This is a genomic window from Gilvimarinus gilvus, from assembly GCF_030518155.1.
Lineage (GTDB): Bacteria > Pseudomonadota > Gammaproteobacteria > Pseudomonadales > Cellvibrionaceae > Gilvimarinus > Gilvimarinus gilvus.
Genome location: NZ_JAULRU010000692.1, coordinates 34,059 through 60,237, shown reverse-complemented (window position 1 = coordinate 60,237; position 26,179 = coordinate 34,059). Strand labels below are relative to the sequence as shown.

The 26,179-nt window shown below is 52.3% G+C and carries 26 protein-coding genes; 15 read left to right on the top strand and 11 right to left on the bottom strand.

What is annotated here, in order from left to right:
- Positions 1–5: 5 nt before the first annotated feature.
- Positions 6–716, bottom strand: coding sequence for a YggS family pyridoxal phosphate-dependent enzyme (locus QWI17_RS17275; RefSeq protein WP_302723768.1), 711 nt, complete (start codon positions 714–716; stop codon positions 6–8).
- Between the two features lie 88 nt (positions 717–804).
- Here QWI17_RS17275 and QWI17_RS17270 point away from each other — a divergent pair, with 88 nt between their 5' ends.
- A complete protein-coding gene (locus QWI17_RS17270; RefSeq protein WP_302723767.1) occupies positions 805–1,839 on the top strand; it encodes a type IV pilus twitching motility protein PilT in 1,035 nt (344 codons plus the stop codon).
- Between the two features lie 170 nt (positions 1,840–2,009).
- Positions 2,010–3,155, top strand: a complete 1,146-nt coding sequence (locus QWI17_RS17265) for a PilT/PilU family type 4a pilus ATPase (protein WP_302723766.1) — start codon at positions 2,010–2,012, stop codon at positions 3,153–3,155.
- A gap of 80 nt (positions 3,156–3,235) precedes the next feature.
- Here QWI17_RS17265 and ruvX read toward each other — a convergent pair whose 3' ends face one another.
- The 4 genes from ruvX to gshB all read right to left on the bottom strand — a co-directional run bounded on the left by ruvX (position 3,236) and on the right by gshB (position 6,341).
- On the bottom strand, positions 3,236–3,658 hold the full coding sequence (gene ruvX, locus QWI17_RS17260; protein WP_302723765.1) for a Holliday junction resolvase RuvX: 423 nt from the start codon (positions 3,656–3,658) through the stop codon (positions 3,236–3,238).
- Positions 3,658–4,251, bottom strand: a complete 594-nt coding sequence (locus tag QWI17_RS17255) for a YqgE/AlgH family protein (RefSeq protein ID WP_302723764.1) — start codon at positions 4,249–4,251, stop codon at positions 3,658–3,660. The genes ruvX and QWI17_RS17255 overlap by 1 nt, the downstream gene beginning before the upstream one ends.
- Positions 4,252–4,464: 213 nt before the next feature.
- Positions 4,465–5,379 carry an energy transducer TonB family protein gene (locus QWI17_RS17250; protein WP_302723763.1) on the bottom strand — a complete coding sequence of 305 codons (915 nt, stop codon included), beginning with the start codon at positions 5,377–5,379 and terminating at the stop codon, positions 4,465–4,467.
- 2 nt (positions 5,380–5,381) lie between these two features.
- Positions 5,382–6,341: a glutathione synthase gene (gene gshB, locus QWI17_RS17245; protein WP_302723762.1), complete on the bottom strand. Its 960-nt coding sequence runs from the start codon at positions 6,339–6,341 to the stop codon at positions 5,382–5,384.
- Between the two features lie 302 nt (positions 6,342–6,643).
- Here gshB and pilG point away from each other — a divergent pair, with 302 nt between their 5' ends.
- The 9 genes from pilG (at position 6,644) to QWI17_RS17200 (ending at position 19,573) form a co-directional block, all read left to right on the top strand.
- Complete coding sequence (gene pilG, locus QWI17_RS17240; RefSeq protein ID WP_302713928.1) at positions 6,644–7,039, top strand: twitching motility response regulator PilG; 396 nt, start codon at positions 6,644–6,646, stop codon at positions 7,037–7,039.
- 54 nt (positions 7,040–7,093) lie between these two features.
- Positions 7,094–7,456 carry a twitching motility response regulator PilH gene (gene pilH / locus QWI17_RS17235; protein WP_302723761.1) on the top strand — a complete coding sequence of 121 codons (363 nt, stop codon included), beginning with the start codon at positions 7,094–7,096 and terminating at the stop codon, positions 7,454–7,456.
- Positions 7,457–7,498: 42 nt separating this feature from the next.
- Complete coding sequence (locus QWI17_RS17230) at positions 7,499–8,041, top strand: chemotaxis protein CheW (protein ID WP_302723760.1); 543 nt, start codon at positions 7,499–7,501, stop codon at positions 8,039–8,041.
- A gap of 123 nt (positions 8,042–8,164) precedes the next feature.
- Entirely contained in the window at positions 8,165–10,387 is a 2,223-nt protein-coding gene (locus QWI17_RS17225; RefSeq protein WP_302723759.1) for a methyl-accepting chemotaxis protein, read from the top strand.
- Between the two features lie 34 nt (positions 10,388–10,421).
- Positions 10,422–11,270, top strand: a complete 849-nt coding sequence (locus tag QWI17_RS17220; protein WP_302723758.1) for a CheR family methyltransferase — start codon at positions 10,422–10,424, stop codon at positions 11,268–11,270.
- 26 nt (positions 11,271–11,296) lie between these two features.
- Complete coding sequence (locus QWI17_RS17215; RefSeq protein ID WP_302723757.1) at positions 11,297–17,539, top strand: hybrid sensor histidine kinase/response regulator; 6,243 nt, start codon at positions 11,297–11,299, stop codon at positions 17,537–17,539.
- Positions 17,540–18,565, top strand: coding sequence for a chemotaxis protein CheB (locus QWI17_RS17210; protein ID WP_302723756.1), 1,026 nt, complete (start codon positions 17,540–17,542; stop codon positions 18,563–18,565).
- Positions 18,537–19,025 carry a chemotaxis protein CheW gene (locus QWI17_RS17205; protein ID WP_302723755.1) on the top strand — a complete coding sequence of 163 codons (489 nt, stop codon included), beginning with the start codon at positions 18,537–18,539 and terminating at the stop codon, positions 19,023–19,025. The genes QWI17_RS17210 and QWI17_RS17205 overlap by 29 nt, the downstream gene beginning before the upstream one ends.
- A 20-nt stretch (positions 19,026–19,045) precedes the next feature.
- On the top strand, positions 19,046–19,573 hold the full coding sequence (locus tag QWI17_RS17200) for a hypothetical protein (RefSeq protein WP_302723754.1): 528 nt from the start codon (positions 19,046–19,048) through the stop codon (positions 19,571–19,573).
- 12 nt (positions 19,574–19,585) lie between these two features.
- Here the strand turns inward: QWI17_RS17200 and QWI17_RS17195 are convergent, their stop codons facing one another.
- On the bottom strand, positions 19,586–20,317 hold the full coding sequence (locus QWI17_RS17195; RefSeq protein WP_302723753.1) for a 16S rRNA (uracil(1498)-N(3))-methyltransferase: 732 nt from the start codon (positions 20,315–20,317) through the stop codon (positions 19,586–19,588).
- Between the two features lie 167 nt (positions 20,318–20,484).
- Here QWI17_RS17195 and QWI17_RS17190 point away from each other — a divergent pair, with 167 nt between their 5' ends.
- Positions 20,485–21,021, top strand: a complete 537-nt coding sequence (locus QWI17_RS17190; RefSeq protein ID WP_302723752.1) for a glutathione peroxidase — start codon at positions 20,485–20,487, stop codon at positions 21,019–21,021.
- A 24-nt stretch (positions 21,022–21,045) separates the two neighbouring features.
- Here the strand turns inward: QWI17_RS17190 and QWI17_RS17185 are convergent, their stop codons facing one another.
- The 5 genes from QWI17_RS17185 to sugE form a co-directional block, all read right to left on the bottom strand.
- Positions 21,046–21,234 carry a zinc ribbon domain-containing protein gene (locus QWI17_RS17185; protein WP_302723751.1) on the bottom strand — a complete coding sequence of 63 codons (189 nt, stop codon included), beginning with the start codon at positions 21,232–21,234 and terminating at the stop codon, positions 21,046–21,048.
- A 24-nt stretch (positions 21,235–21,258) separates the two neighbouring features.
- Positions 21,259–21,813, bottom strand: a complete 555-nt coding sequence (locus QWI17_RS17180) for a porin family protein (RefSeq protein WP_302723750.1) — start codon at positions 21,811–21,813, stop codon at positions 21,259–21,261.
- A 20-nt stretch (positions 21,814–21,833) separates the two neighbouring features.
- The gene (locus QWI17_RS17175; protein ID WP_302723749.1) at positions 21,834–22,142 is read right to left on the bottom strand and encodes a hypothetical protein; all 309 of its coding nucleotides are present in this window, start codon (positions 22,140–22,142) and stop codon (positions 21,834–21,836) included.
- A gap of 72 nt (positions 22,143–22,214) precedes the next feature.
- Entirely contained in the window at positions 22,215–22,583 is a 369-nt protein-coding gene (locus QWI17_RS17170; RefSeq protein WP_302723748.1) for a PH domain-containing protein, read from the bottom strand.
- 9 nt (positions 22,584–22,592) lie between these two features.
- Positions 22,593–22,907, bottom strand: a complete 315-nt coding sequence (gene sugE, locus QWI17_RS17165; RefSeq protein ID WP_302723747.1) for a quaternary ammonium compound efflux SMR transporter SugE — start codon at positions 22,905–22,907, stop codon at positions 22,593–22,595.
- 159 nt (positions 22,908–23,066) lie between these two features.
- On the opposite strand from sugE, the gene QWI17_RS17160 reads away from it, so the two are divergent.
- Genes QWI17_RS17160 through QWI17_RS17150 form a run of 3 tightly spaced genes read left to right on the top strand, consistent with a single transcriptional unit; the run spans position 23,067 to position 26,112 of the window.
- On the top strand, positions 23,067–24,629 hold the full coding sequence (locus QWI17_RS17160) for a cation:proton antiporter domain-containing protein (protein WP_302723746.1): 1,563 nt from the start codon (positions 23,067–23,069) through the stop codon (positions 24,627–24,629).
- Positions 24,630–24,648: 19 nt separating this feature from the next.
- Positions 24,649–25,083, top strand: a complete 435-nt coding sequence (locus tag QWI17_RS17155; protein WP_302723745.1) for a CBS domain-containing protein — start codon at positions 24,649–24,651, stop codon at positions 25,081–25,083.
- An 18-nt stretch (positions 25,084–25,101) separates the two neighbouring features.
- Positions 25,102–26,112, top strand: a complete 1,011-nt coding sequence (locus QWI17_RS17150; protein WP_302723744.1) for a zinc-binding alcohol dehydrogenase family protein — start codon at positions 25,102–25,104, stop codon at positions 26,110–26,112.
- Positions 26,113–26,179 lie beyond the last annotated feature (67 nt).

Genomic DNA, 26,179 nt, shown 5'->3' with positions numbered 1-26,179 from the left:
AAAACCTATACTTGAGTAGACTGAGCCGCTCTGGGGCCGAAAATATCGGTGCCAATACGCACCATGGTGGCACCGGCGGCAATAGCCGCTTCCAAATCAGCCGACATGCCCATTGATAACGTATCCAGTGGGCTGGAGACGCCGGTTTGGCGCAACGATTGAATTAAATTCGTTAGTTGGGTAAAACTTGCCTGTTGATCGTGATGATTTTTGCCGGGCGCCGGTATAGCCATTAGTCCACGCAGGTTGAGTTGCGGGAGCGCTGCGATCGCGGCGGCCAGTTCCGGCAATTGCTCAGGGCTGACACCGGCTTTACTCGGCTCGCTGTCAATGTTGACCTGAATGCAAACATTCAGTGGCTCCAGCTCTGGCGGGCGCGCGTCACTTAGGCGACGGGCAATCTTGAGGCGGTCCACGCTGTGGACCCAGCTAAAATGCTCGGCAATGGCGCGGGTTTTGTTGGATTGGATGGGGCCGATAAAGTGCCACTCAATATCGCTGAGGTCAGCAAGAGCCTGTTGTTTGTCGAGCGCTTCTTGCAGATAATTTTCGCCGAAACGGCGCTGGCCCCACTGATACGCCTGGCGCAGGCGCTCGGCCGATTGGGTTTTGCTAACCGCGATTAGCATGATTTCTGTACGGGGGCGGCCAGCTTGCTCGGCGGCTCGTTCTAATCGAGCGGTGACATTGGCGAGCTTCTCGTCTATCTTGTGCATTCGGTCCCCGACATTTGCCCGCGCTTGGCTTAGCATATTGATGCGCACAGTATTAACAAAAATTGAACAATATTAAGGGTTTAGCTGTATGGATATCACGGAGCTCCTCGCCTTTAGCGCCAAGCAGGGCGCATCGGATTTGCACCTTTCGGCCGGTCTGCCCCCCATGATTCGTGTCGATGGGGATGTTCGCCGGATTAATGTGCCGCCTATGGACCACAAGCAGGTGCATAGTTTGATCTACGAGATCATGAATGACAAGCAACGCAAAGATTTCGAAGAGTTTCTGGAAACGGATTTCTCCTTTGAGGTGCCCGGCGTCGCCCGTTTCCGTGTTAACGCCTTTAACCAAAACCGCGGTGCTGGCGCTGTGTTCCGGACAATTCCATCGAAAGTGTTAACCATGGAAGAGTTGGGCATGGGGCAGGTGTTTCGCGATGTGAGTTCCGTGCCGCGCGGCTTGGTATTGGTGACGGGGCCAACAGGTTCCGGTAAGTCCACAACGTTGGCGGCGATGATGGACTACATCAACGACAACAAGTACGAACACATTCTGACGATCGAAGACCCGATTGAATTTGTCCACGAGTCGAAAAAGTGCCTGGTCAACCAGCGCGAAGTGCACCGCGATACGCACGGCTTTTCTGAAGCGTTGCGCTCGGCGTTGCGCGAAGACCCGGATATTATTCTGGTAGGTGAGCTGCGTGACCTGGAAACCATTCGCCTGGCGCTAACCGCGGCGGAAACCGGTCACTTAGTGTTTGGCACTTTGCACACCACCAGTGCGGCAAAAACGATTGACCGGGTTGTCGATGTATTCCCGGCTAACGAAAAAGCCATGGTGCGCTCGATGTTGTCGGAGTCATTGCAGGCAGTTATCTCGCAAACATTGATGAAGAAAAATGGTGGTGGTCGTATCGCCGCTCACGAAATCATGCGCGGTACACCGGCGATTCGAAACCTCATACGGGAAGATAAGGTGGCGCAGATGTACTCGGCCATTCAAACAGGCGCCTCGGTAGGGATGCAGACTATGGATCAGTGCCTGGAAGATTTGGTGGCGCGTCGGGTAATTTCGCGTGAAGTGGCACGTGAAAAAGCGAAAATGCCAGAGAATTTTTAAAAACGGAAAACGGAAAACGGAAAACGGAAAACGGAAAACGGAAAACGGAAAACGGAAAACGGAAAACGGAAAACGGAAAACGGAAAACGGAAAACGGAATCGGATGCCTCAGTGTTGCACTCGATTCGTTTGCCGGTTAATAAGAACGTTAAAACACTTGGGTCCCAATTATGGATTTCGATCGATTATTGCAACTGATGGTGGATAAGAACGCATCGGACTTGTTTGTGACAGCGGGCGTTCCTCCATCCATTAAGTTGCACGGTAAAGTCGTGCCGGCTACCGCGACACCACTGGCGCCTGAAAAAGCACGAGAGTTGGTGCTTTCGGTTATGAATGAAAAGCAACGCAAAGAATTTCTCGAAGCTAAAGAGTTAAACTTTGCTATCAGTGCGCGCGGCATTGGTCGTTTTCGTGCGAGTGCGTTTTATCAGCGTAACCTCGCAGGTATGGTACTGCGCCGCATCGAAACCAATATCCCGAAAATTGACGACCTGAATTTGCCAGAGGTTATTAAAGAGCTGGCAATGACCAAGCGCGGCTTGGTGATGTTTGTGGGCGCTACCGGTACCGGTAAGTCAACGTCGCTGGCATCAATGATTGGTCATCGCAACCGCAACTCCAAGGGCCACATTATTTCTATCGAGGACCCTATCGAATTTATTCATCAGCACGAGGGTTGCATTATTACGCAGCGCGAGGTGGGTATTGATACCGACTCGTTTGAGGTTGCACTGAAAAATACACTGCGTCAGGCACCCGATGTTATTTTGATTGGTGAGGTGCGCTCGCGCGAAACAATGGAGCACGCTATCGCGTTTGCTGAAACCGGCCACCTTTGTTTGTGTACGTTGCACGCCAACAATGCCAACCAGGCGCTGGATCGGATTATTCACTTTTTCCCGGCGGATCGTCACCGCCAGTTATGGATGGATTTGTCGCTTAATTTGCGTGGGATCGTCGCGCAGCAATTAATTCCCACTCCCGATGGTAAAGGTCGTCGCGCCTGTCTGGAGGTGCTCCTCAATACACCGCTAATGTCCGACCTGATTCGCAAGGGTGAAGTGGGCGAGTTAAAAGAGCTCATGAAAAAGTCAACTGAGTTGGGCATGCAAACATTTGATCAGGCGCTTTACAGCCTCTACGACAACGGCGAAATCACCTATGAAGACGCGCTGTCTCACGCCGACTCACCAAACGACCTGCGCCTGATGATTAAACTCGGTTCAGAAACCGACGCGGCTTATCTCTCCAACGCCGCAGACGGACTCTCCATTGAGGACGAAGATGCGGGGAACAGTGGAAGGATGTTTTAACTTAAGTCGGACGACGGATGTCTGAAGTCGGAGGTTTTGATAGGTGTTGAGGTCATGCTCATTAAAAATGACCTCAGACCTCAGACCTCAGATCCTAACCATGTCTCCAAAATAATCCTCGCCGCAATGGCATCTACGGGGTCATCGCGGTAGTGAGTTGACCCGCCGCCGGCGAGGTGCTCTTCTTTGGCCTCAAAGCTGGACAATCTTTCGTCCACCATTTCTACTGCGTGACCAAAGCGGCCGTGAATACGATTGGCGAATTTGCGTGCACGTTTACAGAAGTCGCTCTCGCTGCCGTCCATGTTGAGTGGTAGGCCAACCAGCACTAAGTTCGGTTGCCATTCCTCGAGCAGTTGTTGGATTTGATCCCAGTTGGGAATGCCGTCGCGGGCGCGCAATTCGGTGAGTGCGGAGGCGCTGCCTGTGGCGGTTTGGCCAACGGCCACACCAATGCTGCGCGTGCCGTAGTCAAAAGCGAGCAGAGTCTGACTGACGGGCATCAAGCGTGGCCGACGGTATTGGATATCAAGTTGAGGTCAATACCCAGATCGCGCGCGGCCGCAGACCAGCGCTGTTCAGTCGGCGTGTGAAACAGTATTTGCTCATCCGCGGGGACTGTCAGCCAGGCATTTTCCGCAATTTCCTGTTCCAGTTGGCCCTTTTCCCAGCCGGCGTAACCCAGCGCCACCAGGTAATGTTCGGGCCCCTGGCCGCGACTCATCGCCTCAAGAATGTCTTTTGAGGCGGTTAAAGCCACGGTGTCCGAAATATGTAGAGTCGATTGCCAGCGCTCGGTTTTGAGGTTGGGGTGCAACACGAAGCCGCGCTCAACGCCAACGGGGCCACCTGCTAAAGCCGGATAACTGGCGGACTGGTCATCGCAGTCTAACTCCAGCTGTTGGTAGATTTCCCCCAGTGTGATTTCCATAGGAAGATTAATCACAAGGCCCATAGCGCCATCATCGGAATGCTCGCAGATGTAGGTAACACTGTGAGCAAAGTTGGGGTCATCCATGCCGGGCATGGCGATTAGAAACTGATTGCGCAGGGAGCCGAGCTCAAAACCTGCTGAGTCTGGTTTGGTTGTAGTCATGAATTAAATATGGGGGTTGGCGAGGGGAAACTCAAGTAAAAATGTGGAATATGAGAAAAGGGTTTGACGGCTCGGCTTGTCTTCGCGGTGGTGCATTGGGGGCGTAAATGTCGCCGGAGCTATTTGCGAAGGTGTATTCAATCAGTAAAGCCGCGCCGTTACGCCAGATTTGTACGGCGACACGGGTAAAAGATCAGGATGATCTTTTACCCCTTAATAACCAGCCGAAGCCGCCGTAGACAAGCCATTAATTTCAAAGCTCCAGGTGCGAATAATTTGCAGTTGGTCGTACTGCTCGCGGACACTGGCTGGGATGGGGTCAAAAGGTGCTGCCAGGCGAATAATTTGCAGCGCGGCTTGGTCGAGAATGCCCACGCCGGACGATTCAGAAAGTTCTAATTTGCGAATGGTGCCGTTGCCATTGAGCGTGACAGTCATTCGAAGTTTTCCGGTAATGCCTTGTGCGAGTGCTTGCTGGGGGTAGTTGGCGTTGCCGACCTGCTCGACCTTGCGGCTCCACTCCAGCAGGTAGGCGGCCTCCGGGGCACTCTTGGTGGCCACCGAGGTCAGCCGGCGAATTCGCGGGCGCTTAGCGTATTCTTGTCGTTGGCGGTCTAGCTTAGCCTGCAGGCTAGCGATTTCTGGGGTGACAAGTTGCTGCTCTTCCGGCAAGCCTTCGCGGGCTTGCTCTTGGCGCTCGCTAATATCGTCGTTTTGTTTTTGAATCTGCTGATCTGTGATGCTGGTGGTAGCGACCAATTGCGTGCGGGTTTGAGGTGTTAAATCGGCTGCCTGTACTTGGGGCATCGGGTTAATGTCATTGACGGTGGGCGCTGCAAAGTCCGCCAGCTGGTCTGTGGTCAATTGGTCGTTGCTGATTTCCGTGCCGCTCGCCTCTTGATTGTTTTGGGCGAGAAACTTGGCGTCATCAGGGGCAGTTTCCGAGCTGTGTGTGGCAAGCGTAATCTCCAGTGTCGGGGCGATATTGTCTTGCTCCGGCAGGGTGAAGCTGATTCCAAAAATCAGCATCGCGTGTGCGATTACTGCGATAAACACTGTAAAACTTAATCGGTCGGCCGACTTGACGCTGGTGTCGATACCGACGGCTATTTGAGCCTGATTGCTCATGGTTATACAGCCTTATCCCGAAGGTCGCGCTCAATGGCTTCGAAAAGTCGGTCACCGATACCGGTTTGGTATGCGTTGTCGATTTCACGGGCGCAGGTTGGACTGGTGACGTTAATTTCAGTGAGAAAGTCACCAATGACATCGAGGCCTACAAAGTAAAGGCCGCGTTCTAGCAGGGCATCCCTTACTTGTTCGACAATCCAATAGTCGCGCTCGGTTAGCGGTTGGGCTACGCCGCGACCGCCGGCGGCGAGATTGCCGCGGGTTTCCCCTTCGGCGGGTATGCGCGCCAATGCGTATGGCACAGGTTCGCCATTGATCACCAAAATCCGTTTGTCTCCATTGCTGATTTCGGGGATAAATTTCTGAGCCATAGTGAGCTGGCGACCGTGCGCGGTCAGTGTCTCCAGAATTACGCCGATATTGGGGTCGGCGGCCTTGCAGCGAAAAATACTGCTGCCCCCCATACCGTCCAGAGGTTTAAAAATAACGTCACCGTGCTCCAGGTGAAAGGCTCTGAGTTGCGACATTTGCGCGCTAACCAGCATTGGGGGGCAGCATTGCGGAAACTGAGTGGCAAACATTTTTTCGTTACAGTCGCGCAGGCTGCGGGGGTTGTTGACCACCAGCGCGCCCTGGCGCTGGGCCGCTTCGAGCAGGTAAGTGCTGTATATGTAGTCGGTATCAAACGGTGGATCTTTGCGCATTAGAATGACGTCGAGGTCCCCCAGGCGGCGATCTTCGCGGTCTTGCAGTTGGTACCAGCGTTCGCCGTCGTCAAACACTTGCACTGGACACATGCTGGCGCGCGCCTCATCTTTCAGTTGGTACAGGTCAGTCACCTCCATGTAGTACAGTTGATGGCCGCGTGCCTGGGCGGCGAGCATCAATGCCAAGGTGGTGTCTTTGTAGTAGGTAATGCTTGCGATGGGGTCCATCACAATGCCAATATTTAAACTCATGTGCGTTCCGGTTCGTTATCCAGTGAAGGGGCTGCGGGCTGTCGTAAGTTATCCCCTTGCCGAGGCTTGTGCAAGACCCGTTTTGACATAATTGTGTGGAATATCAAACTGCAAATTTGGTTAATTTGTGTATATATTCAGTCAGTTATAGATAAACCCTAAAAACTGTGTTAAAAGTTGATCATATAAATAAATAGATAGCTTTTATTGCGACCTGAACAAATGCGTATTAAGGTGGTAGATGTGAGCCAGTTCGCATTTGGGATCGCAACGATACTAATCCAGTGCAAAGGTCAGCAGGTATGGACGTTAGTTTGGAAAGTCTAAAAATAATGGTGATTGACGACAGCAAGACGATTCGTCGAACCGCAGAAACACTGCTTAAAAAGGCAGGGTGTACAGTCATTACCGCGACGGATGGCTTCGATGCACTCGCAAAAATCGCCGATTCCCGTCCTGATATTATTTTTGTCGACATTATGATGCCGCGCCTCGACGGCTATCAGACCTGTGCACTTATTAAGAATAATACCGAATTTAAATCTACCCCCGTCATTATGCTCTCCAGCAAAGATGGCCTGTTTGATAAGGCCAAAGGGCGTATCGTGGGTTCTGATCAGTATTTAACGAAGCCTTTTAGTAAAAGTGAGCTTTTGGGTGCTATTGAAGAGCATGTGAAGCAGGCGCAGGCCTCGTAAATTTATTACCAATAACAATTTTCCTTTTCTACTATTGCGACATTTGGGGATGCTATGGCCAGAGTACTTATCATCGACGACTCGCCGACTGAAACTTATAAACTAACTACCATGTTGGAAAAAAACGGACACGCAGTGTTAACTGCGCCCAACGGTGAAGAAGGTGTGGAATTGGCTAAGAAGGAGTTGCCTGACCTTGTGTTAATGGACATTGTGATGCCCGGTCTGAATGGCTTCCAGGCAACCCGCCAGCTGACCAAATCACCGGAAACGGCGAATATTCCGGTAATTATTGTGACGACCAAAGATCAACAAACTGACCGTGTGTGGGGTATGCGCCAGGGCGCGAAGGCCTATCTGGCCAAGCCTATTACCTCTGATGTGCTGATGGATGCCATCAGCGAAGCCATGGCTTAAGTGCTTGCCAAGTGCCCAATAACGCAATAATGGATTGATATTATGGCAGAGGCGTCGAGTGCATTTAACGCTCTGGTTAAACTCGCCAATCAAAGCCGTCAGGCCGCCAAGGGTTTGCCAGCGCAAATTGATGCCCGAGAGCAGTGGAGTGGTATTGGTTTCACTCTGCTGGGTAGCCATTTCGTGGCACCCATGGATGAAGTGTCGGAAATGTTGGAAGTGCCTAGCTACACGCATTTGCCCGGGGTACAGCCGTGGGTGCGCGGTGTCGCTAATGTTCGCGGCCGTTTGTTGCCACTATTCGATTTAGCCGCTTTTTGCGGTGGCAGGTTAGTAGGTGGGCGCAAACGCCGCCGTATTTTGGTGTTAGAAACTGAAACTTTATACAGTGGCTTGATTGTTGATCAGGTCTTCGGTATGCAACATTTCCCCGTCGATGAATTTCAGCAAGACAGTGGTGACGTGGTGGAAGCCATGAGCCCATTTTTGCGGGGCAGCTATATTGGCGAGCAACATCAGTGGAATGTATTCTTGCTGTCGGAACTTGCCAAAGATAAAAGATTTATAAGTGCTGCTCGCGATTAGCAGCACAGATTTAACGATAATAAAGAAGGTTACAAGAGAGGGGAGTTAAGGGCTTAAAGTGTGGTCAGGCTTTCCCTTAAATTACGTTACAACAAGCTAAAAAAGTCGGTCGGGAGTGAGTCAATGAAAACTGAGTCCAGAACTATCGCCGCGACGATCAAGGGCAATCCCGCGATTGTTCTTGCCGGCGTATTACTGGTGGTATTTTTGATCGCAGCAGCGGTCGTTTTTACCTTTGTTCAACGCAACGCAGACAATGACCAGCGTCAGCTGCAGCAAACCGCAGAATTGCGCGCTCAGGCGTTCCGCCTGACGGGCTTGACGCGTGACGCAACCGCCGGTGACGAAGAGGCCTTTGGCGAGCTCGCTGCGGTTGTCTCCACAATCGATTCAACCTGGACGCAATTGCGCGCGAGCGATACCACAGCTGGTGATGTATTCGCCGAGCAGTTTGGTGCTTTCGGCGGTGTATGGCGCGAGATTAAAGCCCAGGCGGCGATCATTCTGGAAAACCAGGACAACATTGTTTTCATTAACGATAAGGGGCGCGAGCTAAACGCAAACCTTCCTTCCCTGCAGGCGCTGCATAACGTTATTGCAGACATTCTTCTGGATACGGATGCACCGGCTGAGCAATTGTCGCAGGCACGTATGCAAGCGTGGCGTGCAGAGCGTATTGGTCGCAACGTGGATAAGATGCTCCGTGGTGGTGATGAAAGCAACGTTTCCAGTATTGCCGACCAGTTTAACCGCGATGCTAACCTCTACCAGCGTGTACTGAACGCCATGCAGAAAGGCGATGATATGATGGGCATCTCTCAGGTTGCGGACCCCGACGCCCGCGCCAGCCTGGAGGAAGTATCGGAGCTGTTTGAGGGTATCAGTGGTTCGATTCAAACCATTTTTAACGGTGCCGAGCCTCTGTTTGAAGTGCGTCAGGCGGAAGAGTTGATTCTCGATCAGACGCCTGTACTGCTGCAGGCGTTGAGTGAAATCAGTGACACCATTACAGCGCAGGAAACCGAGCGCCCGCTTAACGAAAACTTGATGGTAGGCTTGGTCGCTGCCGCCATTCTCGCTCTGGGTGTGATCGGTCTGCTCTTGTATCAAGGTACGCGCCGTCGCCTGGCCGTAACGGCCGAAACCAATGAGCGCAACCAGACCGCTATTTTGCGTCTGCTTGATGAACTAGCCGACCTTGCCGATGGTGACCTGACCACCACCGCAACCGTAACCGAGGATTTCACGGGCGCGATTGCCGACTCTATTAACTACACCATTGACCAGCTGCGGATCCTGGTTGCACGAATTAACGAAACGGCGGTGAATGTATCCGCCGCCGCTCAGGAAACTCAGCAAACCGCACTGCACCTGGCCGAGGCCTCTGAGCACCAGGCACAAGAAATTGCCGGCGCATCTGCTGCGGTAAACGAAATGGCTGTCACCATTGACCAGGTATCGGCGAACGCCTCTGAGTCTGCCGCGGTTGCGGAACGAGCCGTATCAATTGCAAGTAATGGCGCTAAGGTGGTGCAGAACACCATCAACGGTATGGATACTATTCGTGAGCAGATTCAAGATACATCGAAGCGGATTAAACGCTTGGGTGAGTCGTCGCAGGAAATTGGTGACATCGTATCCTTGATTAACGACATTGCCGACCAAACCAACATTCTCGCACTTAACGCGGCAATTCAGGCCTCGATGGCCGGTGACGCGGGCCGCGGTTTCGCGGTGGTAGCGGATGAGGTGCAGCGCCTCGCGGAACGCTCGGCGGCTGCAACGAAACAGATTGAAGCGCTGGTTAAAACCATTCAGAACGATACTAACGAGGCGGTTATCTCGATGGAACAAACCACCTCCGAGGTGGTTCGGGGGGCGCGTCTGGCACAAGATGCCGGTGTGGCGCTTGAAGAGATTGAAAACGTATCCAGTAATCTGGCTGAATTGATTCAGAACATTTCGAACGCCGCCCGCCAACAAGCGTCGTCTGCGGGCCACATCTCTAATACGATGAACGTGATTCAGGAAATTACCACTCAGACATCGGCCGGTACCAGTGCAACCGCACAGTCGATTGGTAACCTGGCTGCTATGGCAATGGATCTGCGAGAGTCTGTGGCTGGTTTCAAACTGCCGGAAGAAGATACCGGCGACACAGGAATACCAAGCTTTGGACAAACTCCTGCGCTGGGAACCAGTGTGGCGCCAGAGGGCAATGAAGAAGAGTTTGCCGAGGTGGTAGATCTCGATGACAGCGATGTAGTGGATCTCAGTGACGAAGTGGAGATTGATATCGATGGCGAAGACGACCTCGACGTTACAGCTAACCGGCAAACGGTGTAACTGACTGCCCTCGTGCAGTCAGGCGGGCGTGTTTATGGGGTGGTCTTTACGCACAATTGCTGACCTAAGTGACGCTGAGTTCCTGCAGTGGGCGAAGCTGTTGGAAGAGAGGGCCGGTATACAGCTCTCTCTTAACCAAAAATCACTGCTGCAATCGCAGCTGTCGATTCGCATGCGCGAGCTGGGATACGACAGTTATGCGGAATACTACTCATTAGTCACCGATGGCTTGCAGGGCCGCCTGGAATGGTCAATATTAATTGATCGTGTGGCGGTCAAAGAGACCAGCTTTTTCCGTCACCGAGCCTCCTTTGAATTCGTCCGTCGCTATCTCCAGGATAAGATCAATAATCAACAATTGACGTCAAGTTTTGACGCCTGGAGTGTGGGTTGCTCCACCGGTGAAGAGCCATACTCACTGGCTATGGTTATCAATGATTGCTTCGAATTGGCGCAATTGGAGCCCTACTACGGTGTGACGGCTCTCGATATCAGTTCTACCGCTTTGGCTAAGGGTCGACTGGGCCGCTTTATGCCTCGCTCTATTGAGCAAATGACGGCTGAGGAAAGCAAACGCTACTGTCAGCTTGGTCATGATGGCACCTATGAGGTGGTTCGTAAAATACGTGATCGCGTCTGCTTTACCTATGGCAATGTGTTGCAAATAAACGACATGCCGGCGGTGCAAATGGACGTTATCTTCTGTCAAAACCTATTGGTGTATTTTCGTCGCTGGTTGCGCCGTGACATATTGAATTCATTGGTTGATCGCTTGAAACCCGGCGGTACGCTGGTTATTGGTATTGGCGAAGTCGTGGACTGGGAACATCCAAAGCTGAAGCGGATCGCCAACGAAGAAGTTCAGGCCTATGTCCGTCAATAGTAAAAAAACAATGAGGAAGGCGTTAGATGGCTGAGAATCGCAACTTCGCGGCCCTGGATTGGGTTGTAAACGAAATTGCCGAAACGCTGAAAGAGGCCCGGCAATCGCTGGAGTCCTATGTCCAGGACACCAACGACAAATCGCGCCTGCGCTTTTGCCTGACACACATTCACCAGGTGCGCGGCAGCCTCTTAATGGTCGAGTTTCACGGTGCGGCGATGTTGGCTGAAGAAATGGAACTGCTGACACAGGCCATGATCAACGACGGCGTTGATAATTTGGGGGAAGGTGCTGAGGTCTTGATGCGCGCCATACTTCAATTCCCCATCTATCTCGACCAAGTCAAATCTTCGCGCCGCGACAATCCTCTGGTTGTTTTGCCACTTCTCAACGATCTGCGCACGGTTCGCGGTGAATCGTTATTGTCAGATACTAATCTGTTTATGCCGGACTTGTCGTCGGCAAAAAACGTTTCTGGCGAGCGAATTGAACTGCTTAAAGATGATGCGCAATTCAAAGCTACTGTGCAAAAACTTCGGCAGATGTATCAGTACGCTGCGGCGGGTTTTATTAAATCTGTTAACGCCGACGAAAATCTAGCCTACTTACAGAAAGTTTTTCAGCGTTTGTATCGTTTAACGTCGGGAACGGCCAGACAAAGCTTATGGAAAATAGCAATAGCGCTGGCAGAGGCCCTGGAAATGGACGCCGTCGAGTCGAGCGTCTCGATTAAAAATTTGTTACGTCGTTTAGATCGCGAGATCAAAGTGCTGGCGGTGCACGGCACTAAAGCCTTACAAGTTTTTACCGATGACGAGCTACTCAAGAATCTTTTGTACTACGTTGCTCGATCGGGCAAGCATGCGCCCGGATTTTCTGCAGGATCCTTTTTAAAACAGGTCTATGATCAGTATCAGCTCGAATCGGCTCTGCTCGAAGGGAAGGAGGGGAGCGATGCGGATGGGGTGCTTTCGTCCCCGGACCCCGACGCAATACGTTCGGTGGTCAAGGCCCTGAAAGTAGAACTCGATGGTGTTAAACAAGCACTTGATTTGTCGTTGTCCGCCAGCGACAAAGCAAAGCCGCTGCAAGACGCTGTGGCCATTATTAGGCGTGTTGGCGATACCATGGCAATTCTTGGGATCGGTGACTTGCGTCGAGTCGTACTGGACCAAGGCGCTGCTATCGAGTTGGCATTAGACGGGGGGGCAGAGCTGTCTCCCGATCAGCTAATGGCCGTGGCGGCTCGAATTATCGATATCGAAGGTGAGCTTGATGTGCTCGCTGCGAATGCGGGCAAAAGTCCCGATAAAATTGTTAAAGATCAAGCTGGCATTACCCTATCCGATGCAAAAGCTTCGGTTATGCGTGAGTCGCGCAACGGCTTGGAGCATGCCAAGGATGCAATCGTTGAATATATTGCGTCGCAATGGAATCGTGAACATTTGACCAATGTGCCACAAATGTTGCGAGACATTCGTGGCAGTTTGGAAATTGTCCCTTTGCCTCGGCCTGGTCGAATTCTGAGTGCGTGTGCTCGCTACATCGAAGAACAGTTGCTTAAAAATGAATTGACCCCTGAGTGGTCAACACTCGACACGCTGGCCGATGCCATTACCAGTGTAGAGTATTATTTAGAGCGTCTTGGTGGCGAGAGTAGCGAAGAGGAAAACGATTTACTGCTGCTGGTAGCAGAGGAAAGCGTGGCAGAGTTGGGGTACGCAGTTGCCCGGCATTCAGGAGTCAATCCAGACAATACGCAAGATGACTTGCCACCCGAGGAACAAGATCTTGGTGAAACCTCTGCTGATGATCTGGCGCAGCTGCAGCAGGCATACGCCCAAGCTGGGTTAGAGGCACAAGATAACAATGCAGGGGAAGATCTTAGTCCGCCAAGTTATGAAGCCGAAACGATAGAGCTTGAGAGCATTGCTGATAATGTCGTTGAACCCGACACGGGTAATACTAGCGGGCAAGAGGCGCTCGATGAAGTTGGGTCATTAGGTGAGGGCGACGATGACTCCGCCGGTGTAGAATCGACCTCCGCCGCAATAGCTGATGAGGCCTCTTCGAAGCCTGCCGCTGAAACAACTGAGTCGACGCCTGCTTCTGCAGCGCAAGATGATGACGAAGACGATATTGATGATGAAATTCTCGAGATCTTTGTCGAAGAGGCCGGCGAAGTTACCGAAGCGATCAATGAATACTTCCCGCGTTGGGCGCAGAATTTTGATGATAGCGAGTCGTTAACTGAATTTCGCCGAGCCTTCCACACCCTGAAAGGCAGTGGTCGAATGGTAGGGGCCAGCGATATCGGTGAACTGGCTTGGGCCGTTGAAAATATGCTTAATCGGGTGCTTGATGGCACCGTTGTGCCTGGCAACGAGCACGTTACGTTTATCGAGAACGTACGGGTGAAACTGCCTGGCCTGATAGACGCTTTCGCGCACAAACAGCCGACGCCTGAGTTGGACTTGATTAACCGTATGCGCGAGCAAGGTGATCAACTTTCGCACGGTGAAATGCCCTACGATTTGAAACCACTGGGGGCTTTTGAACCGGCAGCCGAAGAGCAAAGCAGCCAGGAGCCGAGCCCAGAAACATCGGCTGATGCGAGTGTTGTCGAAGAGGAGATGGCCGATGACGACGATGGCCAGCTGTGGGATATCTTTGGCAGCGAAGCCAAGTCACATTTGCGTATTGTTCAGCAGTATATCGACCGTATGGATGAGGCTCGCCCACTGTTTGAGCCGCCCAGTGATGACATGCAACGCGCGTTGCATACCCTAAAGGGCAGTGCGCATATGGCGGACATAACGCCGATCGCAGAGTTGGCGACGCCTCTAGAAAAATTTGTCAAAGAGTTGCGCAGCTATCAGGTCAATATCAACGATGATATTTTGCAGCTGTTGCGAGACGGCGTAAGTTACACACACGCGGCCTTAGCGGAACTGTTTAACGACGCTGACGTTGTTATTCCCAAGCTGGAACAATATTTAGCTCGTGTTGCCGAGTTGCGTGAAATTTATGTAGCGCCACTGGCACAAATGCAGGAAGGCGACGCCAATGGTAAGCGCCCGGTTGACCCAGAACTGCTAGCAATATTTATGGCCGAGGAAATGAATTTGCTCCTCGATGCCGATGAGCTGGTGAACGCCTGGCAGCAAAATCCTGAGCATCTTGACCAGTTGCGGCCCATGGTTGAAGAGCTGAAAAATCTGACCCGTGGCGCGGCCCACGCCAACCTGCCACCGATGGCCAGCCTGGGCGATAAATTACACCAAGTGTATGTGAGTATTCTCGCTGAGCGTTTAAGTTGTCAGGCCCAGTTGTGCGAAGACCTAAACCGTATTCACACCGCGTTGTTAGATATGGTGGATGCCGTTGCTGCCGGTCAGAACTTGCGGCCAATTCCGCCAGCCATTGATGCTGCGATCGCACGATGGTTAGAAGATGCTCAAAACACTTCTAGTCTGTTGGTTGAGCCTGAAGTCGAGGATAGCGACAGTGATATCGTTGATGACCTAGCTGAACATACTGATTTCGCCGCCGCAATCGAAGAAGGCGCTGATAGTGGCTCGGATGTTGAGCCTAACATTGACGTTATTGACCAATTGCCTGCTGATCCTGAGTCTGAAAATAGCAGCGGCGCAATTGCAAGCGATGCCGCCACCGACACGAACGAGCCGGATCAGCATGAAGAGCCGGATGTTGAAACCGTTTCGGTTGATGATGAATTACCAACACCAGAAGTCGAGCAGCTTGGGGAAGAAGACGAATCGATTGAAATCGCGGAGGCTGAAGAAAGCGCCTCGGCTACATCTGCTGCAACGGATGATTTCGCTAAAGATGTCGAAGTTGAAGATGAGCTCGATGAAGAGATTTTGGATATCTTCATGGAAGAGGCCGACGAACTTAATGAAGACATTGAGCGTGCCCTGCACGATTGGCAGGAAGACTGGAGTAACACCGATTGTTTAGAAGAGCTGAAACGTAGTTTGCACACCCTTAAAGGTGGCGCTCGCTTGGCCGGTTTAACGGAGCTGGGTGATCTTACCCACGAATTTGAAACTAAGATCATCGAGATGAATGTCGCAGACATGGACGAAGCAGTCTTCGCTCAATTGGTCAGTTATCAGGATCGTATTCACCACGGCGTGCAGGTAGTACGTGCTAAGCTGAACGGTGAAGCTTTGCCCAGCGCGCCCGTACAAACGCCATCGAAACCAGCTGCGGAGCCCTCTGAGGATGCCGGGCAGCCCCCAACTCCGGCCACTTCTGAGTCGGCGGAGCAGGGTAAGGTCTTGCCTTTTGCGCCTAAGCCCAAGCCAGAAAAACCGCAGGGCGTGAGCTCCGGCCCCGATGGTGGAGGCCAGGTGGCCACCACAGGCGCTCAGGCGCAGCATCTGGCGGCAAAGCGCAGTGGTCCGCAAGAAGTGGTCAAGGTATCCGCCGAGCTTCTGGAAGAGTTAGTAAACCTTGCCGGTGAAACATCGATTGCACGCTCGCGGGTCGAAGAGCAGGTCGGTGACGTGGGTACCGCGCTTGACGAGATGGATTCGACCATTGAACGTTTGCAAGAACAGCTGCGCCGCCTGGATATCGAAACAGAAGCGCAGATTATTTTTCGTCAGGAGCAAATGGCGCAGCACGAAGATTTCGATCCATTGGAAATGGATCGCTATTCCGCGTTGCAACAGCTATCGCGCTCGCTCGTGGAGTCGGCTTCGGATCTGCTCGATCTACGGCTGACCCTAGCCGATAAAACACGCGACACCGAAACCTTGTTACTGCAACAGTCGCGCATTAATACCGATTTGCAAGAAGGGCTGATGCGCTCGCGCATGGTGCCTTTCTCCCGGTTGGTGCCGCGCTTGCGTCGCATTGTGCGGCAGGCGGCTACCGAGTTAGGTAAAGATGTCAGTTTTGAACTCGACAATGTGGAAGGTGAACTGGACCGCTCGGTCTTAGAGCGAATGATTGCGCCTTTGGAGCACATGCTGCGCAATGCTGTGGATCATGGTATCGAGCCAAAAGATGACCGAGTCGCGGCAGGCAAGAACGAAACCGGGCGCATCAGCTTGAACTTGTCGCGCGAAGGTGGCGATGTGGTATTGCGCCTGGTCGATGATGGCCGGGGTATTAATCTGGAGCGGGTTCGCGCCAAAGCCATTGAGCGAGGCTTAATGACGGAAGAGGCGCAACTGTCCGATCAAGATATTATGCAGTTTATTTTACATGCCGGTTTCAGTACCGCTGACAAGGTGACGCAAATATCCGGGCGTGGTGTTGGCATGGACGTAGTGCACTCCGAAATTAAACAGCTCGGTGGCGCAATGTTTATCGCCTCGCGCTGGGGTGAAGGCACTGAATTTACGGTACGCCTGCCGTTTACTGTGTCAGTGAACCGGGCTTTGATGGTGCAAATCGGCGAGGATCATTACGCCATCCCTCTCAATACCATCGAAGGTATTGTTCGGGTTAGTCCTTTTGAGTTGGAACACTACTACCAGGATGAATCTGCTCGCTTTGAATACGCCAGTGAGCACTATCTGGTGCGTTATCTTGGCTCACTTCTGGACAGTGACTCGCTGCCCAAGCTGGACGGGCAGGCCCTACCTTTGCCTGTCATTTTAGTGCGAAGCGCGGAGAATACCGTGGCCTTGCAGGTCGATCGCCTGATGGGTAGCCGCGAGATTGTGGTTAAAACGCTGGGTGCACAGTTTAGTGCCGTGCGCGGGGTGTCGGGTGCCACTGTCATGGGGGATGGGTCAGTGGTTGTGATCCTTGACTTGCACGCCCTAATTCGTGAACAGTTGGCGCTGGGGTTGGCGGAATCTACACTGCTGGAGCCGTTTGCACCGAAAGAATCGACGGTCGAGGAAGAGGAAGAGAAAACCGTTATGGTTGTCGATGATTCGGTAACCGTACGCAAGGTTACCGGTCGTTTCCTCGAGCGCGAAGGTTACAACGTTATAACGGCCAAAGACGGTGCCGAAGCCATTTTATTACTGCAGGATCACATACCCGATGTCATGCTGCTGGATATTGAAATGCCGCGCATGGACGGTTTTGAAGTGGCGAAGAATATTCGTACCAGTTCACGCTTAAAGCATTTGCCGATCATTATGATCACGTCGCGCACAGGTGAAAAACACCGCGAACGCGCTCTGGCGCTCGGCGTTAACCGCTACATGGGTAAGCCTTATCAGGAAGACCTGCTGCTAACGAATATTCAGCAGTTGACTGAAGAGAGCGAGGATGAGTAGGTGACCGAGCCGCTGCGCCTTGGCGTCTTGGTTGATTGTGAGGCCAAGCTGGCGCTTTTGAAAACCGCGGTTGGGCAGACGGGTCAAAAAATTGAATACTGCGCGTTAGTACCCTCGGTAAACGATACGGCAGGTTCCAATACACCGGTGTTATGTCTTGATCAACTTGACCGTATCCGTGACCTAGATGCATGGTTAGTGGATATCATCCACGCTGAAGATGACACTCAACAAGCGCCCGGTGCAGCTATATTAAATGCACTGTTGTCTTCATCACTACCCGTTTTACTCAATGATAGTAGCGAAATGGGGGACTCCCCTTCCGATAAAGTCGCTTGGGTTAATCGTGTTAAAACCAGGCTGCAGCGTTTGTTGGGTGAGGTTAATCTTCAGGCAAATCCGGCGGCGCACGAGGTGTGGGTATTGGCCGCATCGACCGGCGGCCCGACAGCTTTGTGTGAATTTTTAGGAGAGTTAGAGCCCAATTTAGGTTTGGGTTTTCTCTACGCTCAGCACATTGAAGAGGGGTACTCGCCCGCGCTGATGAGTATGATCACGCGGGCAGGGCCGTACCCCCCCGTGACAGCCGGGCAGGGCTCAGTCATTCAGCCCAATGCTATAACCATTGTCGACCCGGCGCGGCGAGTGCAGGTGCTGGAGAACAGCACCCTGATTGTGCACGATGAGCCTTGGGGCGGCTGTTATCAGCCCTCCATTGATCAATTGGTGGCTAATTTAGCTCGAACACATAAAAATCGTTGCGGTATGATAGTGTTTTCGGGCATGGGCGAAGACGGTTCTGCCAGTTGTCGCTTTATAAAACAACAAGGTGGGCAAGTCTGGGTACAAGCGCCTGAAAACTGTGTGGTAGATTCCATGCCCTGCGCTGTGCTGGAAACCGAGTGCGTGGATCTTACCGCAGAGCCCGCCGAATTAGCCCGTGCGCTAAACCGGCGATTGAAAACAAAAGCAAATTCTATTGAGGAGCAGGCCGCTGATGAGAGCCCAGCAATACATCGAATCTGATCGTCATCAGGAGGTGGCCAGCCTGCTGGTTCCTATCGTCGATAAACTACTCTTGTTGCCGAACGTAACGGTGGCTGAGATTGTCCCGGTGGCACAGGTGTCTCCCGTTGCCGATGGCCCGGACTGGTTATTGGGCGAGTTCGTGTGGCGTGAAATTAAACTACCACTGATTTCCTACGAACTGCTCAACGGTAATTCTAAGCCCAGTCTTAATGCCCGCTGCCGTATTGCTGTTCTGAACACAACGGGCGAGAGCGATGACCTAGGTTTTATTGCCGTTTTAACCCAGGGTTTGCCGCGCCTGGCACGGATAACGCCGGATGAAATTGTCGAAAATAGTGACGCCCCCAGTGATACGTATGACGATATGGCGATTAGTTGGTCTGGAGAGCTAGCCACTATCCCATCGGTTGCGCGGATAGAGCAGGCTTATTTGGCGGCGCGCAAAGATTTTCACTAAAGGTGTTGATTAGGAGATTTATGAAACCCAGGGATTTTGCAGTTTGGGTAAGTATGGCGTTGCTCGCAAGTGCGTGTGGTGCAGAGCGCGATGAGCCATTTGATCCCGGTACCGGCGTGGATGACGAGGACGAAACGATAGAGAGTATTACGATTCGTCGCGTCATCAGCGGCGAACAAACTCTGCTCGATATTGACGGCCAGAAACAGTTACTGGTTCTACGCAGTGAAGAAGATTACTTCTTGTTCCTGGATCGTTACACCGATCAGCTGCTGGCCTTTGAGCCAGACTTTGAAGCCGGTCAGGTTGCGCTTATCGATCTGGGTGCGCGCGACGACAATAACTGCGATTACACATTGCGGCTGCAAACAGTGTCAGCGCAGGTGCTGGACGACGACACCGCTCAGCTTAATGTGAAGTATGGCTCGAATGCCTTAGATACGTCCGAGGCTTGCCCCGAGTCCGACCCGGACACTGTGCGCCCGTTTTACTTCTATTACGTTGAATCCCGCAGTCAGCTGGTAATTGCCGAAACTATTGATGATTGAGGCGGTCGCGGATTAGTTTTGTAGGTCTCCCCAAACATATTGCAATATGGAAATGGCCGCTAGAGGCGCTGTTTCTGTGCGCAAAACACGTGGCCCCAACGTAAGGGCCGAAAATCCATTGGCTTGCGCCGTTGCAATTTCCGCGTCACTCAATCCTCCCTCGGGGCCTATCAATAAAGCTGCGCTTGCCGGCTGCGCGCCCTGCGGCAGGCTTTGGCTGTCGCGGTGATGCAAGACAAATTTATAGTCGCCTGTGGCTGAGGCTAGGTAATCCTGCAGTGGCGTCAGCGGCGCCAACTGCGGGGGCCTGTTGCGCTGACACTGCTCACAGGCACTGATGATTATTTGCCGCCAGTGCTGCCATTTTTTGGCCAGGCGGTCACCCTTTAGTTTTACTTCGCAGCGCTCTGTGGTGAGAGGGACAATACGACGGACGCCTAGCTCTGTGGCCTTTTGTAATACCGTATCCCAACGTTCGCCACGGGAAAGGCCGATGGCCAATTCAATGCCCAATGCAGACTCTTTGTCGTCGCTGCAAAACTGATTTACGGCAACAGTAGCGGTTTTTTTTCCGATTTTAGTTAGGGCACCTAAGTAGGCTCCACCCTCGCCGTTGAACAGTTCGATTTCGCGCCCTTCACCCATACGCAACACCCGGTTTACGTAGTGGGCGGCTTCATCGGCAAGTTCCACAGTCGTGCCAGTGCAAAGCGGTTGGTCGGTGAAAACTCTGGGAATGCGCATACTGCAACCTTTGTTGGAAAAGAGTACCCTAAGCTTGCTCAGGTAATGGATGGTGTTATTTTACCTGAGTTGGGCGGTCGTGCGTCCGTTGATGTGATGCCTGGTTTATAGCGCAATGAACTCTTGCATAGTTGCATCCGTATAATTCTACTTTAAGGGATATCACAATGAAAAAATACTTGCTGAGTCTACTATTAATGCCGCTGGCTGCGCTGGCGCAAGCTGGCGACACCTGTCCGGATCACTTAAACGGCGAGTACCGCAAGTTACACTCGTCCAGTACCGTCGATTTATGCGAGCTGCTCAATAATAAACCTGCGCTGGTGGTCAATACCGCCAGTCACTGCGGCTTCACTAAGCAGTTTGAGGGTTTAGAGGCCGTCCATCAGAAATACAAAGATCAGGGCCTGGTGGTTGTGGGTTTCGCCAGCGACGCATTCAAGCAAGAGGCTAACTCCGAGGAAGAGGCCGCTACTATCTGTTTTACCAATTACGGTGTGAGCTTTACCATGCTGGCGCCAACTGAGGTGACCGGTGAATCGGCCAACGCATTGTTCGCGTGGCTAGCTGAGCAAACCGAAGAGCCAAGCTGGAATTTCAACAAATACGTTATTGACCCAAGCGCGGGTGGCGTTGAGCATTTCGGCAGTACGGCTAAGCCAGGTAGCGAAAGCTTAACTCAGGCGATAGAGGCGGCCTTGTAGGGTCTCCGCTGCGCCAAGGCTGAGTTACTCTTGCTCGAGGGTAGCTTGCCAATGGCCATCGGTGTCCTGCGTTAAATGCACCAGCATGGGTTGGCAGCAGACGTGGCAATCTTCGGTATAACTGTGCTCAGCACCGGCTGACGTATCTAACAAAAGCGTCAGCCGGGCGTCACAAAACGGGCAGTGAACGGTTTGTTCGGGCAGCTCATCCACCTTTAACGCTCACTTATCACCGCCTTAAAAGCGGTAATCCAGCGAGGTGGTGATAGTGGTAAAGCGGTAAGCGTCGACATCCACCAAATTGCGATACTCAAAGTTTAGGCTCAACTTTGGCGCGACGATAAAGCCGGCGCCCAGGCCCCACGAGAAGTCGTCTTCCGATAAAGTAGCCGAGGCGCCGTTACCGAGAACCGTGAACTCCACATCGGAATAGCCCAAAAGTGCGTAGAAACGGCCGGTTTGATTCACAGCCTCGGCACGGTAATAGATGCTTACCGAGTTATCGATGTCCATTTTAGTGGTGCTGAGCCCGGCGTAGTCAAGGTAAAGCTCCTCTTCCCCGAGGCCCGTGCCGTAACGCACTTCCGCGCCTAGCCAGGGGTTCAGTTTATAACCGCCAAAAATCTCGGCTGTCCACAGGTTGGCTTTATCAAAAGAGGCGCTGTCGTCGACGTTAATGGCCGAGGCGCCCACGCCGGCGAAAAAACCACGGTTGTTGTCGGCCAGCGCGGCGCCGGAGGTTAACAGGGCTGCGGGCAGAAGTAAGGCAGAGATAGATTTGGTCAGTTTCATAGTCGTTACTTAACCTTGAGTTAAAAGATCCAGGCAATCATTAGCCAGATCACTATAAAAAAGGAGAAAAATCCTCCCAGTACGAATTGTAGCTCGCCAATTAGCCCATCCCCTGAGCTAATGGCAAAGACAATCAGAAGTGCCATAGTGACAAAAAAAGAGATGACGGCAGCATTTTTAAGGCCAATCCCTTCGCTGAAGACGCCGCTGGTCATTTCAGCCATCATGGGGAGCGCGAATATCATTCCGGCCAGCGCCAACAGTACCACCACAATCAGTACGATCAGCGTGGTTCGGGCTTCGCGCTTGTCCTTGTCGTCGCTTCCCAAGCTAGTCTCCTCGCGCCTTGATTGGCGAATGTCTTATCGCAGCGGCTTGTACGCAAATAGCGTTAGCAGGCCTTAATCGTTGGCTTTAATGATATCCCGTATGGTGTTTGGATCGGGTAAGCCTTTGGCGACAATTTCTGGCGAGTCGCCAGCGGTGTAAAGCTCTACTGTGCCGGTACCAAAGATGCGATTCCAGAAAGATTGCTTAATCTTTACAGTCCGAATGCTCTTAATGGTGAGCTCTGAGCGCTCTTTGCTGAGCAACCCCTGTTCAAACAATACGTCTTCTTCAGTGACAATCAAGCGCGAAGACTTGTTTTTAAGGTGCCAGACAAGGAAGATGATTATACCAACGCCCACTGGAACCAACACTAAGGCCAGAACAAACCCCAGTGGGTTGTTTTTGAACATCACGGGGTTGGCTGAGTAAAGTTCCTTCATATTCCCTGCCTAGCTAGTTAGTTTTAAACCTATGATGCCGACGAGTATAAGGGCTATGCAGCCTAGGCGCAAAGCGCCCAGATGTTCTCCAAATAGAATAAAGCCGGCAATCACGGTACCCAGGGCACCAATGCCGGACCAAATCACATAGGCTGTGCTCAATGGCAGCTGCCGCAACGCCAGCGCCAGCAGCGTTAAGCTGGCCATCAACGCGAGCACCGTGATCAGGGAGGGCCATAATTTGCTGAAGCCCTCGGTGTACTTTAAGCCTATGGCCCAGGCGATTTCGAGCAGCCCGGCAAAAATCAGAAATATCCACGACATCGAACGGTACCTCCAAAAAGGATGGGGCCGTCCCCGTTGTGACATTACCGACAGGTCGTCCTGTCAGCTGCGGCCGGTTGTTCGCGCCGCTATATGGTAAGAACTAATCTAAGGTTGATATAGTTAAACTTCAATAGCCTGTGAGAGAAATAACCCATTATGTTAGAAGCAGTATGGATAGCCTTAGCGTTCACTCTTGGATTGATGGTCAGGGCGGTGGGCTTGCCCCCACTGGTGGGCTATTTAGCGGCAGGCTTTGCCATTAGTGGGCTGAGCCATTATGTGGAGTTGCCGTCGCATGGCGACGAGGTCATATCGCATCTGGCTCATTTGGGGGTGTTGCTGCTGTTATTTACCGTGGGCCTAAAGTTGCGTGTGCGCAATCTGGTACAACCTGAGGTCATTGGCGGCGGTCTGTTGCATTTCGCCCTGTCGGTGACCTTACTGACGCCCGGTGTCTTCCTGCTATTGGATATAAGCTGGTATGAGGCGCTGTTGCTTGGTGTCGCCCTTTCTTTCTCTAGTACTGTGCTGGCGGCGAAAGTGTTGGACAGTAAGCGCGAGTTGCGTGCTTTTCACGGTCGGGTCGCCATCGGTATTTTGGTTATTCAAGATTTGCTGGCGCTGCTGGTGATCAGCCTCGCCAGTGGCACTACGCCATCGGCATGGGCGCTTCTGGTGCTTGCGCTACCGTTAATGCGCCCACTGCTTTTCCGTCTGTTGGATGTCTGCGGCCACGACGAACTTATGGTGTTACTGGGGCTGTTGTTGGCTCTGGTCGTGGGTGGTCTTGGCTTTGAGGCGCTGGGCTTGAGCTCAGAGCTCGGGGCACTGGCGTTTGGGGTGTTGTTGGCCAAACATAAGCGGGCGACCGAGTTATCCAATTCCCTATGGAGTATTAAAGAAGTCTTTTTGGTGGGCTTTTTTCTACAGATTGGCATGAGTGGCTTGCCGGGCATGGATGCGCTGGTACTGGCCACTGCCGCTACGATTGTGCTGCCACTGAAGGGGCTACTATTTTTCTTATTGTTGGTGATATTTAAGCTGCGGGCACGCAGTGCATTTTTGACGTCTTTGGCTCTGACCAACTACAGCGAATTTGGTCTCATTGTGGCCGCTATTGTGTTGCCGCAATGGCTGGTGCCTCTGGCCTTAACAGTGGCCGTCTCGTTTGTAATATCGGCGCCTCTCAATCGCATTGCACACCCATTCTACGAGCGTTTGTCGGCTAGATTACTGCGTTTTGAACGCAACATTCACCACCCCGACCAACAACCTATATCTCTGGGTAATGCGGAAGTCTTAATATTTGGCATGGGCCGTACCGGTACCGCTGCATACGAACAGTTAAAGGACAAGGTGCCGGGACTTATCGCGTTGGATTCAGATCCAGGCAAAGTGGATCGCCACCGCAAGGAGGGGCGCGCGGTTCTGTTTGCTGATGCAGAAGACCAGGTGTTCTGGCAGGGCTTGCGTATGGACAACATTCGCGCGGTCATTCTGAGTATGAGCGATATCGAGGCAAAAATGATTGCGGTAACGCAATTAAGACAGCGTGGTTTCGAAGGTTTTATCGCCTCGCACACGCTGTTTCAGGATGAGGCGGACAAAATTAATGCCGCTGGTGCGAATGAAACCTACCTGACAATGTCCGAGGCCGGAGTGGGGTTGGCGGAGCATGTACAGCAAGAGGTGTATTCGCGACCCGTTACCGATAGTTGAAACGTGCAGGGGGAAGCCGATGAACGTTACTGAATTTATGACTCAGCCGGTGGTCACTGTCGAAATGGATGACTCCCTGCTGGAAGTGAAGTCACTATTCGAAAAGACAAGTTTTCATCATTTGTTGGTTATTAGTGACAGTGAGCTGGTTGGGGTAATTTCCGATCGGGACTTGCTAAAAGTGCTTAGCCCCAATATCGGGACTGCGGCGGAAACCTTAAAAGATCTCGCCTGCCTGAACAAAAGGGCGCATCAAATAATGTCGCGCGACCCAATAACACTCAAACCTGATGCTCGACTTCCCGAAGTGGTTAGTGTGTTTAACCAGCATACTATATCTTGTATTCCTATTGTCGATGACAGCAATGCGGTGCTGGGCATTGTGTCATGGCGTGATGTAATGAAAACACTGGGGCTTGCCTACGCAAAAGCGGCAACCAAACCACAGTTTTAATAACACTTGGGCGAGTATATGAAAGCAATTGGTTATGGCGCGGCGGATGGACAGACCAGTGACAAAGCTTTACGTATTATTGATGTGCCGACGCCGGTGGCCGACGGCCGGGATATTCTGGTTCGCGTCAAAGCCACTGCACTGAATCCCGTAGACGGAAAAATACACAATCGTGTAACGCCCGCCCCGGGTGAGAGGCAGGTGCTGGGCTGGGATGCGGCCGGTGTGGTCGAAGCCGTTGGCGCTGACGTGAGTGGCTTTAGCGTCGGCGATGAAGTGTGGTACGCGGGCGCTGTTGATCGCGCTGGCTGTCAAAGTCAGTGGCAGTTGGTTGACCACCGTGTTGTCTCGCATAAGCCCCGCAGTTTAGATTTCCTCCAGGCTGCGGCAATGCCCTTAACGTCAATTACCGCGTGGGAACTATTGTTTGACCGTTTTGGCGCTGACAAGTCCAGTGCAGGCAACCTCTTAGTTATTGGAGCTGCCGGTGGCGTGGGCTCCATGCTAATTCAATTGGCGAAACAGTTGACTGGACTCACGGTGATCGCAACAGCTTCGCGCACGGAAAGTCGGGAGTGGGTGAGAGAGCTTGGGGCCGACTTTGTAGTTGATCACCGCACGTCGCTGACGGACGAACTTAAAAAACTAGGCTTTGGCGAAGTCGATTTAGTGGCTTCGCTAACTCACACAGAACAGCATCTTGCCAGCATAGTTGAATGCATTGCCCCTCAGGGAAAGTTGGGCGTTATCGACGATCCAGCCGAGCTTAATATTGTGCCATTTAAGCGCAAAAGTGTTTCGGTGCATTGGGAGTTTATGTTCACGCGCACACTTTTTGCTAGCGCCGATATTCAACAGCAACAGCGTATTTTGCAGCAAGTCGCTGCACTCGTTGATGCCGGACGAGTGCGCAGCACGATGGCTCAGTACCTGGGTGCGATGACCCCAGAGCGGGTTACTCAGGCGCTGGCAGATATAAAAACAGGTCGAAGCATCGGTAAATTCGTGTTGGGCGGGCTAGAAGATTAGGCGCGCTTAATATGTATTTAAGTTAACACTCAGCGGCTGTCAGTTCTTCAGCCAAAAAGTTTGAACA